Origin of the sequence: Flagellimonas oceanensis (genome assembly GCF_003992595.1) — a bacterium.
Classification (GTDB): domain Bacteria; phylum Bacteroidota; class Bacteroidia; order Flavobacteriales; family Flavobacteriaceae; genus Flagellimonas; species Flagellimonas oceanensis.
Window position 1 is genome coordinate 150,558 of record NZ_RZNA01000005.1, and the last position, 13,938, is coordinate 164,495.

Annotated in this window: 17 protein-coding genes; all 17 read left to right on the plus strand. The window is 42.7% G+C overall.

Going from position 1 to position 13,938, the window contains the following annotated elements:
• Nucleotides 1-61: 61 nt before the first annotated feature.
• Complete coding sequence (gcvH, locus tag EO132_RS03035) at nucleotides 62-442, plus strand: glycine cleavage system protein GcvH (RefSeq protein ID WP_127136536.1); 381 nt, start codon at nucleotides 62-64, stop codon at nucleotides 440-442.
• Nucleotides 435-842: a VanZ family protein gene (locus tag EO132_RS03040; RefSeq protein WP_127136537.1), complete on the plus strand. Its 408-nt coding sequence runs from the start codon at nucleotides 435-437 to the stop codon at nucleotides 840-842. Before gcvH ends, EO132_RS03040 begins: the two co-directional genes overlap by 8 nt.
• A 63-nt stretch (nucleotides 843-905) precedes the next feature.
• Complete coding sequence (locus EO132_RS03045; protein ID WP_127136538.1) at nucleotides 906-1,610, plus strand: energy transducer TonB; 705 nt, start codon at nucleotides 906-908, stop codon at nucleotides 1,608-1,610.
• A gap of 157 nt (nucleotides 1,611-1,767) precedes the next feature.
• Nucleotides 1,768-2,670, plus strand: coding sequence for a heme o synthase (gene cyoE / locus EO132_RS03050; protein ID WP_127136539.1), 903 nt, complete (start codon nucleotides 1,768-1,770; stop codon nucleotides 2,668-2,670).
• Between the two features lie 2 nt (nucleotides 2,671-2,672).
• The gene (locus EO132_RS03055; protein ID WP_127136540.1) at nucleotides 2,673-3,254 is read left to right on the plus strand and encodes a cytochrome c oxidase subunit 3; all 582 of its coding nucleotides are present in this window, start codon (nucleotides 2,673-2,675) and stop codon (nucleotides 3,252-3,254) included.
• A 92-nt stretch (nucleotides 3,255-3,346) separates the two neighbouring features.
• Nucleotides 3,347-4,321 (plus strand): cytochrome c oxidase subunit 3, encoded by a 975-nt coding sequence (locus EO132_RS03060; RefSeq protein WP_127136541.1) that lies wholly within the window; start codon nucleotides 3,347-3,349, stop codon nucleotides 4,319-4,321.
• A gap of 15 nt (nucleotides 4,322-4,336) precedes the next feature.
• Entirely contained in the window at nucleotides 4,337-4,720 is a 384-nt protein-coding gene (locus tag EO132_RS03065; protein WP_127136542.1) for a cytochrome C oxidase subunit IV family protein, read from the plus strand.
• Between the two features lie 70 nt (nucleotides 4,721-4,790).
• Complete coding sequence (locus EO132_RS03070) at nucleotides 4,791-5,423, plus strand: hypothetical protein (RefSeq protein WP_127136543.1); 633 nt, start codon at nucleotides 4,791-4,793, stop codon at nucleotides 5,421-5,423.
• The gene (locus EO132_RS03075; protein ID WP_127136544.1) at nucleotides 5,404-6,147 is read left to right on the plus strand and encodes an SCO family protein; all 744 of its coding nucleotides are present in this window, start codon (nucleotides 5,404-5,406) and stop codon (nucleotides 6,145-6,147) included. Before EO132_RS03070 ends, EO132_RS03075 begins: the two co-directional genes overlap by 20 nt.
• Nucleotides 6,144-6,680 (plus strand): DUF420 domain-containing protein, encoded by a 537-nt coding sequence (locus EO132_RS03080; protein ID WP_127136545.1) that lies wholly within the window; start codon nucleotides 6,144-6,146, stop codon nucleotides 6,678-6,680. Before EO132_RS03075 ends, EO132_RS03080 begins: the two co-directional genes overlap by 4 nt.
• Nucleotides 6,681-6,686: 6 nt before the next feature.
• Nucleotides 6,687-6,899, plus strand: coding sequence for a hypothetical protein (locus EO132_RS03085; RefSeq protein WP_127136546.1), 213 nt, complete (start codon nucleotides 6,687-6,689; stop codon nucleotides 6,897-6,899).
• Between the two features lie 96 nt (nucleotides 6,900-6,995).
• A complete protein-coding gene (locus EO132_RS03090) occupies nucleotides 6,996-8,240 on the plus strand; it encodes an ABC transporter permease (RefSeq protein ID WP_127136547.1) in 1,245 nt (414 codons plus the stop codon).
• 11 nt (nucleotides 8,241-8,251) lie between these two features.
• Nucleotides 8,252-9,508, plus strand: a complete 1,257-nt coding sequence (locus EO132_RS03095; protein ID WP_127136548.1) for an ABC transporter permease — start codon at nucleotides 8,252-8,254, stop codon at nucleotides 9,506-9,508.
• A 33-nt stretch (nucleotides 9,509-9,541) separates the two neighbouring features.
• On the plus strand, nucleotides 9,542-10,642 hold the full coding sequence (locus EO132_RS03100) for an efflux RND transporter periplasmic adaptor subunit (protein WP_127136549.1): 1,101 nt from the start codon (nucleotides 9,542-9,544) through the stop codon (nucleotides 10,640-10,642).
• A gap of 108 nt (nucleotides 10,643-10,750) precedes the next feature.
• Nucleotides 10,751-11,452 carry an ABC transporter ATP-binding protein gene (locus EO132_RS03105; protein WP_127136550.1) on the plus strand — a complete coding sequence of 234 codons (702 nt, stop codon included), beginning with the start codon at nucleotides 10,751-10,753 and terminating at the stop codon, nucleotides 11,450-11,452.
• Entirely contained in the window at nucleotides 11,445-12,674 is a 1,230-nt protein-coding gene (locus EO132_RS03110) for an ABC transporter permease (RefSeq protein ID WP_127136551.1), read from the plus strand. The genes EO132_RS03105 and EO132_RS03110 overlap by 8 nt, the downstream gene beginning before the upstream one ends.
• Nucleotide 12,675: 1 nt before the next feature.
• A complete protein-coding gene (locus EO132_RS03115) occupies nucleotides 12,676-13,938 on the plus strand; it encodes an ABC transporter permease (RefSeq protein WP_127136552.1) in 1,263 nt (420 codons plus the stop codon).

Below are 13,938 nucleotides of genomic sequence, written 5' to 3' on the forward strand. Positions count from 1 at the left end.
TCTTTGAAAAACTTTCCGCAATCCGTTACATTTGCCCATCGACTAATTCAAACATAAAGTAATGAACATACCATCAGAATTAAAGTACACAAAGGACCATGAGTGGGTCAAGATAGATGGAGATATCGCAACTGTGGGAATCACGGATTTCGCCCAAAGCGAACTAGGGGATATCGTTTACGTTGAAGTGGAAACCTTGGACGAAACATTGGATAAAGAAGAGGTTTTTGGAACAGTTGAAGCCGTAAAGACCGTTTCTGATTTGTTTTTGCCGTTGAGCGGTGAGATCATTGAATTCAATGAAGCTTTGGAGGATGAGCCCGAAAAAGTGAATTCTGACCCTTATGGAGAAGGCTGGATGGTAAAAATAAAACTAAGCGAACCTTCCGAAGTGGAGGAGTTGATGAGTGCCGACGACTACAAGGCATTGATAGGTGCTTAAGAAAAACATATATACCTTATTGTTCCTAAGCTGGGTAGTGGTCATTACCATGCTCAGCTTATTTTCTTTCTCGAGCATGGATTTGGATACGGGGACGCTGAATATCCCGTATGCCGATAAAATTACCCATTTCATATTTTATTTGGTGTTCGCCTTTGTAGGATGTCTAAGCTTACGGGAAAGGACCTTGGGAAGCCTTGGATTACGCAAAACCTTGATTATTGTCTTGTTTTTCGCTATATTATATGGAATACTTATTGAGGTATTGCAATACACGATCACAACCGATAGAATGGCCGAGTTTGGAGATGTTTTGGCAAATACCTTGGGAGCATTTGCAGGAATTGGACTGATTCGGTGGGTTTTTTCTAAGAAAAACCCGTTAAAATGGAAATTTTAATTGTTTATTTAACCAATTAATAATTAAATTAGCAAACACTAAATTTAGAAAAGGAGAAAAAGGATGGAACCAAAAAAGAACCCGAAAGCAGATGTAGGAAGAAACAGCGCACTATATTTCGTTATAGGATTGGCTGCTGTTTTGGCATTGGTCTACGGAGCCATGGAGTGGAAAAAATATGATAAGGCCAATGATTACGACATTTCCATGAATGTTGAAGATCAGTTGGACGAAGAAGTGCCAATGACCGAGCAAATCAAGACTCCACCGCCACCACCGCCACCTGCTGCCCCCGAAGTTATCGAGGTTGTAGAAGATGAAGAAGAAGTGGAAGAGACCGTAATCGAGTCTACTGAAACCAGCCAAGAGGAAGAGGTAGTCGAAATCGAGGAAGTTGTAGTGGAAGAAGTGGAAGAAGATATTTCAGTGCCTTTCGCCGTAATCGAGGACGTGCCAGTATTCCCAGGTTGTGAAGGAGCTAGCGATAAGAAGGCTTGTTTCCAGGAAATGATGCAGAAACACATCCGTAAGAACTTCCGTTACCCAGAAATCGCTCAGGAAATGGGTGTTCAAGGTAGGGTGAGTGTGATTTTCGTTATCCAAAAAGATGGTAGCATCGGAAACATCAGAATGCGAGGACCGGATAAAAATTTAGAAGCTGAGGCACTGCGTATTATAGAAAAACTGCCTAAAATGACTCCTGGAAAACAAAGAGGAAGACCAGTAAAGGTTCCTTTCAGTATTCCAATTACATTTAAGCTTCAGTAAAAACAAATATAGTTTCCTGTCGAGGCAGGAATGGAAAAAGCCCTGATGGAAACGTCAGGGCTTTTTTTGTGGATTTAACCCAAAGAATCATAAAACTTTAGCTTTGGTTGCAAAAGATATGCACTGGCGTTATCTTTGCCAGCCAATAAAGATGTGGATGAAATCTGCCGTAGGTTCCGTAAAAAATAACACCCTTTCCTTACTACTTTCCGATTTTAAGGAGATTACCAAGGCCAAACTGGCCGTTAGTGTGGTTTTCTCTTCCATCGCGGGGTATTTTCTAGGCGCATACCAGATCGATATTGTTTCCCTTTTGTTATTGATGTTCGGTGGCTATTGTATGGTCGGGGCCTCAAATGCATATAATCAGATCATAGAAAAGGATTTGGATGCTTTGATGAAGCGTACCCGAAACAGGCCTATCCCATCAGGGAGAATGTCCGTGAGAACCGCTTTGATCATTGCCGTGGTCTTGACGGTCTTGGGGGTGTTGGCACTATTTGCCCTAAGCCCCAAAACAGCGATGTTCGGAGCTATTTCCATCTTTTTGTACACCAGCGTGTATACCCCTTTGAAAACAAAATCGCCACTTTCGGTTTTTGTGGGGGCGTTTCCAGGGGCCATTCCCTTTATGCTGGGGTGGGTCGCTGCTACGGATGATTTTGGCATCGAGCCCGGAACATTGTTCATGATTCAGTTCTTTTGGCAGTTCCCACACTTTTGGGCACTGGGCTGGATGCTTGATGAAGATTATAAACAAGCGGGATTCAAAATGCTGCCTACGGGCAAAAAGGACAAGGGTACTGCATTGCAGATTATCCTTTATACCATCTGGATGATCGTCATCTCCATAATTCCCGTATTCGGTTTCACGGGGAGATTGCACCTTTCCATTCCAGCGGCCGCGATTGTATTGCTGTCTGGATTGGTCATGTTGTTTTTCGCCTTCAAATTATATGAAAACAGGGACAACCCATCAGCACGTAAGTTGATGTTGGCCAGTGTTACCTATATATCATTGATTCAAATAGTGTACGTAATAGATAAGTTTATAAGCTAAAAATGGATTTAACCCAAGGAACAGCAGAGGAAAAGAACAGAAGGGCAAAAAAAATGATGCTCTGGTTCGGTATTGTGAGTTTGATCATGGGCTTCGCCGGTTGGACCAGTGCCTATATTGTAAGTAGTAAACGGGAGGATTGGGTAAGTGATTTAGAGCTGCCAAGTGCTTTTTTCATCAGTACGGCAATGATTATCCTGAGCAGTATAACCTATCTTATCGCCAAAAAGGCCGTGGCCAAGAACAATCAAAAGAACGGGACCATATTTTTGCTTGTCACATTGGCGCTCGGTATCACATTTATATCATTGCAATTTGTGGGATTCTCGCAAATGTTGGAGAATGGCTATTATTTTACGGGCCCCACCAGCAATATAAAAATGTCCTATGTATTTTTGATTGCTGCCGTGCATATTGCCCACGTAGTGGCAGGATTGATATCACTTTTAGTGGTGTTGGTGCGGCAAATCAGGAATAAATATACCCCCGAGAACATGTTGGGGATGGAATTGGGTGCCACTTTCTGGCATTTTCTGGATTTTATTTGGGTATACCTCATTCTATTTATGTATTTCGTGAAATAAAATTTGTTTGAAGCAGTTTTCACTCAAGTTTGTCTTTTACAATACGTCAAAAAATGTAAATTTGTGAAAGTTTTAATAAAACGACCTTTTATATGGATACAACGGTAAGTACCGGTACAGAAGACAGCGTTTGGGGAGGCGGGAACAGACCCCTCGGCGCTAGCTATGGAAAAATGATGATGTGGTTTTTTATCATGTCGGATGCCTTGACCTTTTCCGGGTTCTTGGTAGCCTATGGTTTCTCAAGATTTAAGTTTATCGAACTATGGCCCATTGCCGATGAGGTATTTACCCACGTGCCCTTTTTCCATGGGAATTACCCCATGTATTATGTGGCCTTCATGACCTTTATTTTGATTATGTCTTCCGTGACCATGGTATTGGCCGTGGACGCAGGTCATAAATTGAAGCAAAGCAAGGTTATCCTGTATATGTTCCTTACCATTATCGGTGGTGCCATCTTCGTTGGCTCACAGGCTTGGGAGTGGGCAACGTTTATAAAAGGTGATTACGGAGCGGTGGAGACCAATTCAGGTAGAATCCTTCAGTTTGTGGATGCAGAGACCGGCGAAAGGGCCGCATTGGCCGATTTTGCCGAAACCCTACCGGAAGAAAGAGTGAAGCATGTCGCGAGCGAAGGAATCTGGTTTGAGGGAGAAGGTTACAAAACCTCGTACTCCTTGAATGAAGTCGTTGAAGGTTTCAAGGCAACACCGAATATCCTTATCCGTACCGAACAGTTGAACGAAGAGGGTGAAAAGACCCTTTTGGATAGAAAAGAATCATTGGCCAAAATTTTAGAGGCCAATCAAGTGGTGGAAGGGGCCAACCTTGTCCACAACGAATACGGGCACAGATTGTTTGCCGACTTCTTTTTCTTCATCACAGGATTCCACGGATTCCACGTATTCTCGGGTGTGGTCATCAATATCATCATTTTCTTTAATGTGATTTTGGGAACCTATCAGCGTAGAGGCCATTACGAAATGGTAGAAAAAGTTGGACTGTACTGGCACTTTGTTGACTTGGTATGGGTATTCGTATTTACATTCTTTTATTTGGTATAAAAACATTGATTATAAATGGCACACGAACATAAACTTGAGATTTTCAGAGGACTGGTAAAATTTAAATCAAATACCCAGAAAATATGGGGTGTCCTTATTTTCCTTTCCATAGTTACAACCATCGAAGTTGCATTGGGTATTGTCAAGCCAAGAGCGCTTACCCATAGTCACTTCTTGGGAATGAAATTGCTGAACTGGATATTCATCATCCTAACCTTGGTAAAAGCCTATTACATTGCATGGGACTTTATGCACCTTAGGGATGAAAAGACCCCTTTGAGAAGGGTGATCGTATGGACGCCGATATTCCTGATCTGCTATTTGATATTCATTTTGCTTTTCGAAGCGGACTACATTTACAATGTCTACAAGGATGGGTTCATAACCTGGAACTTCTAAGAAAGCATTTAACACATTTTAAAGACGGTTTTCCAACCGTCTTTTTTTATTTTTGTACGGTTTAGACACTATGAAAAAGAAAATCGTATTAGCAACCCTTTTTATACTTCCCGTGGTGGTATATCTATTTTTCGCTTCCGGGGTAAATAATTTTGGGCGATTGCCCATTCTTACCGAAAAAGTAGCTGATATCTCAGAAATGGATTCCAGTGTTCAGCTCCAAAACAAGATTACCGTTTTGGGGTTTTTAGGCAACAATGTGGAACGGATGCAAGGGAATGCCTTTAACCTGAATCAAAAGATCTACAAAAGGTTTGGCGAGTTCAACGACTTTCAAATGATCATGGTGGTGCCCAAAGGTAACAAAGGGCAGGTAGAGGAGCTGAAGACTGAATTGGGGAAATTGTCCGATGTGGACAAATGGCGCTTTGCTTTCGGTTCCGAAAAGGAGATCAAAGCATTTTTTCAATCATTGAGAACCAATGTCGACTTGGATGAAAACCTGGCCACGCCCAATGTTTTCATAATCGATAAGGACTTGGCCCTTCGTGGCCGGACCGACGATGAGGATGAGGGCATCAAGTATGGATTCGATACCTCTTCCGTAGCAGAATTGAACAATAAAATGGTGGACGATGTCAAGATTATCTTGGCAGAATATCGTTTGGCCTTAAAAAAGAACAATGCCGACAGGAGCAAATAACAAAAGGAAACACACCTATATATGGGTGTCCGCAATCATCCTGATTTTTGGGATTTTTGCCGTATACGAAATTACCAAACGGGTCAAAGGAGGCACGGTAGTGGAAAACGACCGGATGAGCAATGGCTCCAAAGATGCAAAAGTCGGTTTTGTGGTCAATCAGGGGGAAAAGCGAAAAGTGCCCGACTTTTCATTCTATAATCAAGACAGTGTCTTGGTTACCAATGAGGATTACTTGGGAAAAGTGTACGTGGTTGATTTTTTCTTTACCACTTGCCCCACCATCTGTCCGGTAATGACAAAAAACCTAGTGGAGCTTCAGGAAACCTTTAAGAACGATGCGGATTTTGGAGTGGCATCATTTACCATCAACCCGAGATATGATACCCCCTCGGTATTGACCGAGTATGCGGATAAGTACGGAATTACGGATATAGATTGGCATTTGATGACAGGCGACCAAGCGAAAATCTATGAACTGGCACAGCAAGGATTTTACATTTTTGCGAGTGAAGAAGATGATGCCCCTGGCGGCTTTGAACATTCGGGCATGTTCGCATTGGTTGATAAAAATGGGTATATTCGCTCACGTGAGGATGAATTTGGTAACCCCTTGATTTATTATCGTGGGACCATTACCGAAGAACAAGGGGTAAACTCGGATGGGGAGACCCAACAGATTACCATTTTAAAAGAGGACATTAAAAAACTTTTGGCAGAATGACCGAGGAAGTTACTTTAAAGGAAAAGCGGCTCAATAAATTGATAAGGATAATTTCCTTTGCAATACCCATAGTGGTGGCCCTTTTGTTTGGGATTAAAATTCCGAATGTAGAACCATTGTCATTCCTACCGCCTATTTATGCCACGATAAATGCGGTCACGGCCATTTTGTTGGTTGCCGCAGTGGTCGCCATCAAAAATGGAAGGCAACGGACCCATCAAAGATTGATGACCACCAATATCGTGCTTTCAGCTTTGTTCCTGGTAATGTACGTGGCCTATCACATGACTTCCGAAACCACGGTTTATGGCGGTGAGGGAGCGATGAAATATGTCTATTATTTTATTTTGATGACGCACATTGTGTTGTCCATTTCCGTGATACCCTTGGTATTGATTACCTATTCAAAGGTCTATCTCGATGATTTTGAAAGCCATAGGCACTGGGCCAAGTATACTTTCCCTATATGGTTGTACGTGGCCATAACAGGAGTTTTGGTGTATATCATGATTTCCCCTTATTATCAATATTAATGTTCCATGAAAACAAGACTGCTCATCATTTTGCTCATCGTATTGGTTTTTCCCAACATCTTGGAAGCCCAATGTGCCATGTGCCGTGCGGTAGTGGAAAGCGAATCGGACGGCAAAACCGCTGAGGCGATCAATAACGGAATCGTTTACCTTATGGCCGTGCCCTACGTCTTGGTGGCGGGCCTATTTTACTTCATTTATAGGAAAATGAGAGGTTAACTCTTCTTTTTGTTCTTGAAACTGTAACATTTAGCGTTTTTCATAGTCTTATTGATGTACGCTTTTGCGTCATTCATCAATCAAAATCGCTAACCTATGTTCGACTTGGAACGGTGGCAGGAAATATTTGACACCATACGAAAGAACAAACTCCGGACATTTCTGACCGGGCTATCCGTGGCCTCGGGTATCTTTATTTTGGTCATCCTGCTAGGTTTTGGCCAAGGGATGCGCAATGGTATCGAAAACGAGTTCAAGCAAGACGCATCCACAAGTGTTTGGGTTTGGCCAGGGATTACTTCAAAAGAATATAAAGGGCTCAATCCAGGAAGACGTATTCAGCTGGTAAACGAAAACTACGATAAGGCCAGTGCAATGTTCAAGGAAGATATTGAATATGGCTCATCCCGAATCTTCGTGCGCGGTATCAGTGTGAACTATGGAAAGGAAGCGCTTATCTATGGGGTGCAGGGCGTAGCATCCGATTTTCAGTTTATAGAAAATGCCGATATGGTAGAGGGAAGGTTCATCAATTACAATGATGAGGTGTCCAATGGCAAGGTGGCCATTATCGGTAACAAAATAAAAAAAGATGTTTTCGGTAACGTGGAAACCCCGATTGGGGAGTTCATAGATATTTCTGGCATACCTTTCAAGATAATAGGGGTGTACAAAGAAATGGAGGACCGCGAGGAAGAGCGTATCTATATCCCGATAACCACGGCCCAACGAACCTTCAATGGCGGGAACAGGGTCAATAATATGTCCTTTACCTTACCTCCGGTTGACAATTTTGATGAAGCCGTTGCTCAAGCTGTTGACTTTAAAGATGGGGTACGACAGTTTTTGCAACAGACCCATACCATTGCTCCAGATGATACCGGGGCCATCGAGGTTTGGAGTGCCATGGAAGAAGCCAAACGCTACTACGGCCTGACCAATAACATTAAACTGTTTTTCTGGTTTGTAGGCGTATGTACCATTATCGCAGGAGTGGTTGGCGTAAGCAATATTATGATGATCGTCGTCAAGGAGCGAACCCGCGAGATAGGGATACGAAAGGCCCTTGGGGCAAAACCATGGTCCATTATAGCCATGATTCTTCACGAGGCCATTTTCGTTACGGCAATTTCAGGTTTCGGAGGGCTGATCTTCAGTATGGCCCTTTTGGAGATTGTAGGTCCCAATATTGAGGTGGATTATATTATGAATCCATCCGTGAACTTCAACGTGGCCTTTTCCACGGTAATTGTTTTGATCGTGGCAGGAACCTTGGCAGGTTTTGTGCCTGCCTATCGAGCAGCAAAAGTTAAAGTAATTGAATCCCTGAGGGACGAATAAACAAAGCTGATATGTTCAATAAGGATAGATGGCGGGAAATTATCGAGGTACTCACTACCAATGTGTGGCGTACCGTCTTTACGGCCTTCGGGGTATGTTGGGGCATCTTTATCTTGATCGTTCTACTGGCTGCCGGGAAAGGATTGGAGAATGGCATCAAACAGGATTTTGGGAATATAGCGACCAATACGATGTTCATGTGGACAAGATCAACCACCAAAGGTTATCAAGGTCTGCCAAAGGGAAGAAGTTTTGAATTCAAGATAGATGATGTAGCGGCTTTGCGTGATAATGTGCCCAACCTAAGGTTTATTTCCCCTCGGAACCAACTGGGCGGTTTTGGTGGTAACAATAACGTAGTACGCGGAATCCGTACCGGGGCGTACAATGTATATGGCGATTATCCCGAAATCATCAACCAAGATCCCATGGCTGTCACGGCCGGACGGTTCCTGAACTATAACGACATCAAGGAAAAAAGAAAAGTGGCCATTATCGGTCAAGGGGTAAAAAACGACCTATACGATAAAGGCGAAGACGCCTTGGGAACCTATATCAAAATTCAAGGAGTGAACTTTATGGTCATCGGAACGTATAAAAAGAACAATAGCGGAGGTGGGGAAGAAGGTCAAAAAGAAATATTCGTTCCCTTTACCTCTTTCTCCCAGGCCTTTAACCGAGGCGAGGATGTGGGGTGGATGGCCATTACCGCCAACGACGGAAGTTCTATTTCCCAACTCAAGGATAAGATCGTGGATGTAATGAAAAAGCGCCATAAAGTACATCCGGAAGACACCCGTGCGGTTGGTTATTTTGATCTCTACGAACAATACAATCGTGTCGAGAGTCTTTTCGGGGCGTTAAAGGCGGTCGCCTATATCGTGGGAATAATGGTATTGCTTTCCGGTATAATCGGAGTGAGCAATATTATGCTCATTGTGGTAAAGGAGCGCACAAAGGAAATCGGTATACGAAGGGCACTGGGGGAACAGCCATGGTCCATAAAAAAGCAAATTTTGATGGAGTCCATTTTCCTGACCTTGATATCGGGTATGGTCGGTATCATATTTGGGTCTTTGGTCATTTTTGGCATTAACTCCTTGCTGGATAGTGTTGGGCCCGTGGATATGTTCATGAGTCCAAGTGTAAGCGTTGGCGTGGTTACAGGCGCCTTGGTCATTTTGATGGTCTCGGGACTATTGGCAGGTTTTATTCCGGCCCAGAGTGCCATACGGGTAAGGCCCATCGAAGCATTGCGAACAGAATAATAGAATAGAATCAATCAATTAACAGAAATTAAAATGAAAAAATCGGTAACCATTGTCATCTTGTTGCTCATCGTAATAGTGTTCGGTGGCTCCATGTATTACTTGTATCAAAAAAATGCTGAGGATCCCGTAGTGTATCAAACGGAGACACCTTCCAAACAGACCATTGTAAAAAAAGCTGTGGCCACGGGGAGTATTCTTCCTTTGGAAGAAGTCTTGATCAAGCCCAATATTTCGGGTGTCATCGAAGAGATTTATGTGGAAGGAGGCGATTACGTAAAATCAGGCGACCTTTTGGCCAAGATCAAAGTCGTTCCAAATTTATCTGCACTTAACGATGCGCGCAATGCCATCGATGAAGCTAAGATCACGCTGGACGATCAAAAAAGAAACTACGAGCGCCAGTCTACCCTTTATGGTAAAGGAGTCATCCCAAAAACAGATTTGGAACGGGCACAGGTATCGTACGATCAAGCAAAGCAAGCCTATGCGGCTGCCAATAAACGATACGATATCGTGAAAACAGGAACCACGAGCGGATTGAGCAGTTCGGCCAATACCATGATCAAGGCCACGGTCAGCGGAATGGTTCTCGAGGTACCCGTAGAGGTGGGCAATCAGGTTATTGAGAGCAACACCTTTAATGAAGGAACCACCATTGCTGCCATTGCCGATGTCGATAAAATGATCTTTGAGGGAAAGGTGGATGAGTCCGAAGTTGGAAAGATCAAAGAAGATTTGCCATTGGAGATTACCGTTGGTGCCATAGAAAACCATGTTTTTGATGCTGTTTTGGATTATATTGCACCTAAGGGAAAAGAAGAAAACGGTGCCATCCAATTTGAGATCAAAGGAACTTTAAAAAAGAAGGATACTGTTTTTATAAGGGCTGGGCTTAGTGCCAATGCGTCCATTATCTTGGCAAGGGCCGATAGCGTTTTGGCAGTTAAGGAGGCATTGGTGCAGTTTGATGATGATACGAAAAACCCATTTGTCGAGGTGGAAACCGCTGATCAGCAGTTTGAAAGAAAGCCAGTGGTACTTGGAGTGAGTGATGGCATTTTTGTTGAGGTAAAGTCAGGCATAGCGGCCACTGACAAAGTCAAGGTGTGGAATGCACTGGCTGAGGAATAGTGTGCAAAAACCACTCTTCTGAAAAAAAAGTAAAAAATCTTGTAACATTTTAACAACATATATGTCTTACTAGCAGAAGTAAAAGTAAGATAGCTAACATCATCAATCATGATAGAAATCAAAGATCTTCATAAATCCTATAAAATGGGGAGCAACTCCCTTCATGTTTTAAAGGGTATAAATTTTAAAGTAGAAGAAGGAGAGCTTGTGGCCATTATGGGGTCTTCAGGATCGGGAAAATCCACTTTATTGAACATTTTGGGAATGTTGGATGAACTTGATCAGGGGACTTATACACTTGATGGTGTGCCAATCAAGAATTTGAGCGAAACCAAAGCTGCCCAATATAGGAACAAGTTCTTGGGGTTCATCTTTCAGTCCTTTAACCTTATCAATTACAAGAGTGCCGCAGAAAATGTAGCGCTGCCCTTATATTACCAAAAAGTACCCAGAAAAGAACGCCAAGAGAAGGCATTGAAATATTTGGAGCGGGTGGGATTGAAACCATGGGCCGATCACTTGCCCAGTGAACTTTCCGGTGGACAGAAGCAAAGGGTGGCCATAGCCCGAGCCATGGCTGCAGAGCCCAAAGTGCTTTTGGCGGATGAGCCGACAGGGGCCTTGGACAGTAAAACTTCCTATGAGGTAATGGACCTTATCCAGAAAATCAACGATGATGGGAATACCATCTTAGTGGTAACGCATGAGGAGGATATTGCACACATGTGCAAGCGAATTGTGCATCTAAAGGATGGTATTATCGTAGAAGACAAGAAAGTAGAACAAGTTAGAGCCGCTCAATATGTTTAATAGGGACAGCTGGAAAGAGATATTCGAGACCATTCAGAAGAACAAGCTAAGGACTTTCCTTTCTGGTTTTACTGTAGCTTTGGGTATCTTGATATTTGTTGTCCTGTATGGTTTTGGAAATGGACTCATAAACACTTTTAATGAGTTTTTTGAGGATGATGCCACCAATACATTCTTTGTGTTTCCAGGCAGGACTTCCAAGCCATACAAAGGGTATAAATCCAACAGGCAAATAGAATTCGATAATTCCGATTTGGCCGATATCGAGGAATCTTTTCCATTATTTGTGGAATACATCTCTCCCAGGGTCGATCGCAGTGGAATGGTCAAGTACAAAAATGAATCCAACAATTATACAACCAGGGGTGTAAGCGAATCCTACCAGTTTGCCGAAAAGACCATTATTATGAAGGGAAGGTATCTCAATCAGGAAGATATCGAGAACAAGGTGAAATATGCAGTAATAGGTAGGTTGGTGGAAAAAGATTTGTTCAAAAATGAGAATGCCATAGGTAAGTACATTGATGTTACGGGGAGTGCCTTTAAGGTTATCGGGGTATTTCAGGATGATGCCGGTGATGATGAAGAAAGAAGGATTTATATTCCCTACACTACTAGACAGTTAATTGAAAAGAATACGGATAAGATAAACCAAATCGTAATCGGGTTTAAGCCCGAGATAGGATACAGTGGGGCCATGGCTTTCGAGAAAAAACTTGGAGATTTTCTAAGGGACAAGAAGTTTATTGCCCCAGATGATCAGCGTGGCTTCTTTATTCGAAATGTAGCGGATCAGTTAAAGCAAAATCAACAATTTGCAGGCGTTTTACAGATTATTGTCGGATTTGTGGCTTTTGGAACCATCATAGCGGGTATTATTGGAATCAGTAATATCATGGTGTTTGTTGTAAAAGAGCGTACCAAGGAAATCGGAATCCGAAAAGCATTGGGAGCTACCCCTAGGTCTGTTATAGGAACCATTCTTTTGGAATCTGTGTTTATCACTACGGTTTCAGGTGTGGTTGGGATGGTCATAGGTGTGGCCATGTTAAGTTCCCTGGGGGATACACTCGAGGATTATTTCATTACCAATCCTTTCATTAATACGGGAACCGCAGTATTCGCAACTTTAGTTTTAATCTTCTTTGGTGGATTAGCCGGATACATACCTGCTAGAAGAGCAGCTAGAATTAAACCAATTGTAGCATTAAGAGACGAATGATATGAGATTTATTTTCGATAGAAATACTTGGCAGGAAATATTCGGTTCAATCGGAAAGAATAAGACACGTACCATTATTACCATTGTGGGGGTGTTGTGGGGAATCTTCATTTATATAGCCTTATCTGGAGCCGCCAAGGGAATGGACAATGGTTTTGAAAAGGTTTTTGAAAGCGTTTCCATGAACAGTATGTTCGTCTGGGGCCAGAGTACAAGTATGCCGTATGAAGGGTTTAAGACAGGTCGTCCGATGCAGTTGAAATTGGGAGACGTTGCCAAATTGGAGAACAGAATACCAGAAATCAATAATATTGCTCCTAGAATCACTTTGGGGAATTTTGGAACGGACCCTGTTTTTACGGTAAGAGGGCAAAAATCCGGGTCATATCCAGTAAATGGGGATTATCCCGTGTATACTAAAATCGCAACAAAGAAAATATTTGACGGTGGTCGGTTCATTAATGACGAGGATATCGCCAAAGCCAGAAAGGTTTGCGTCATTGGAGAAAGAAACGTTCAAGAGTTGTTTGACAAGGATGAAGACCCTATAGGGCAATATATCAGGATAGGGGACGTCTATTTTCAAGTGGTTGGGGTGCACAAGCTTTCCCAAGGCGTAAGTTTTGACAGCGATGCGGCTATTTTCATACCCTTTACAACCTTTAGAAAACTATACAATACAGGGGACAACGTAGATTATTTCTGTATTGCAGCTTACGACGATGTGGATGTGGTTCAGGTAGAGAAAGATGTTAAGGCACTTTTGAAAAATATCCATAGGGTAAATCCAGAGGATGAAAGAGCGTTTGGTTCCTTTAATTTGGGAGAGATGTTCACAAGGGTTTCAGGCTTTGCCAAGGGAATGACCTTTTTAAGTTTGGTCGTAGGTATTGCAACCATATTGGCAGGAGTAATCGGTATTGGAAATATCTTGTTGATATCCGTAAAAGAACGAACCAAGGAATTAGGTGTGAGAAGGGCACTTGGGGCAACTCCAAGGGAGGTACGTTCCCAAATCATCTTGGAATCGGTTTTCCTTACCATGATTGCAGGCATTATGGGAATAATTTTAGGAGCAGGTGTGTTATCCATCATAAATAGCCTTACCAAGGATTTGGATTTTCCGTATACCAATCCCACAGTTCCTATTCCCTATGTGTTAGGAGCACTGTTGATCATGGTGGTCCTTGGAACACTGATCGGATTGATTCCAGCGCAACGCGCCGTTAGTATAAAACCAATAGATGCATTAAGAGAAGAATAA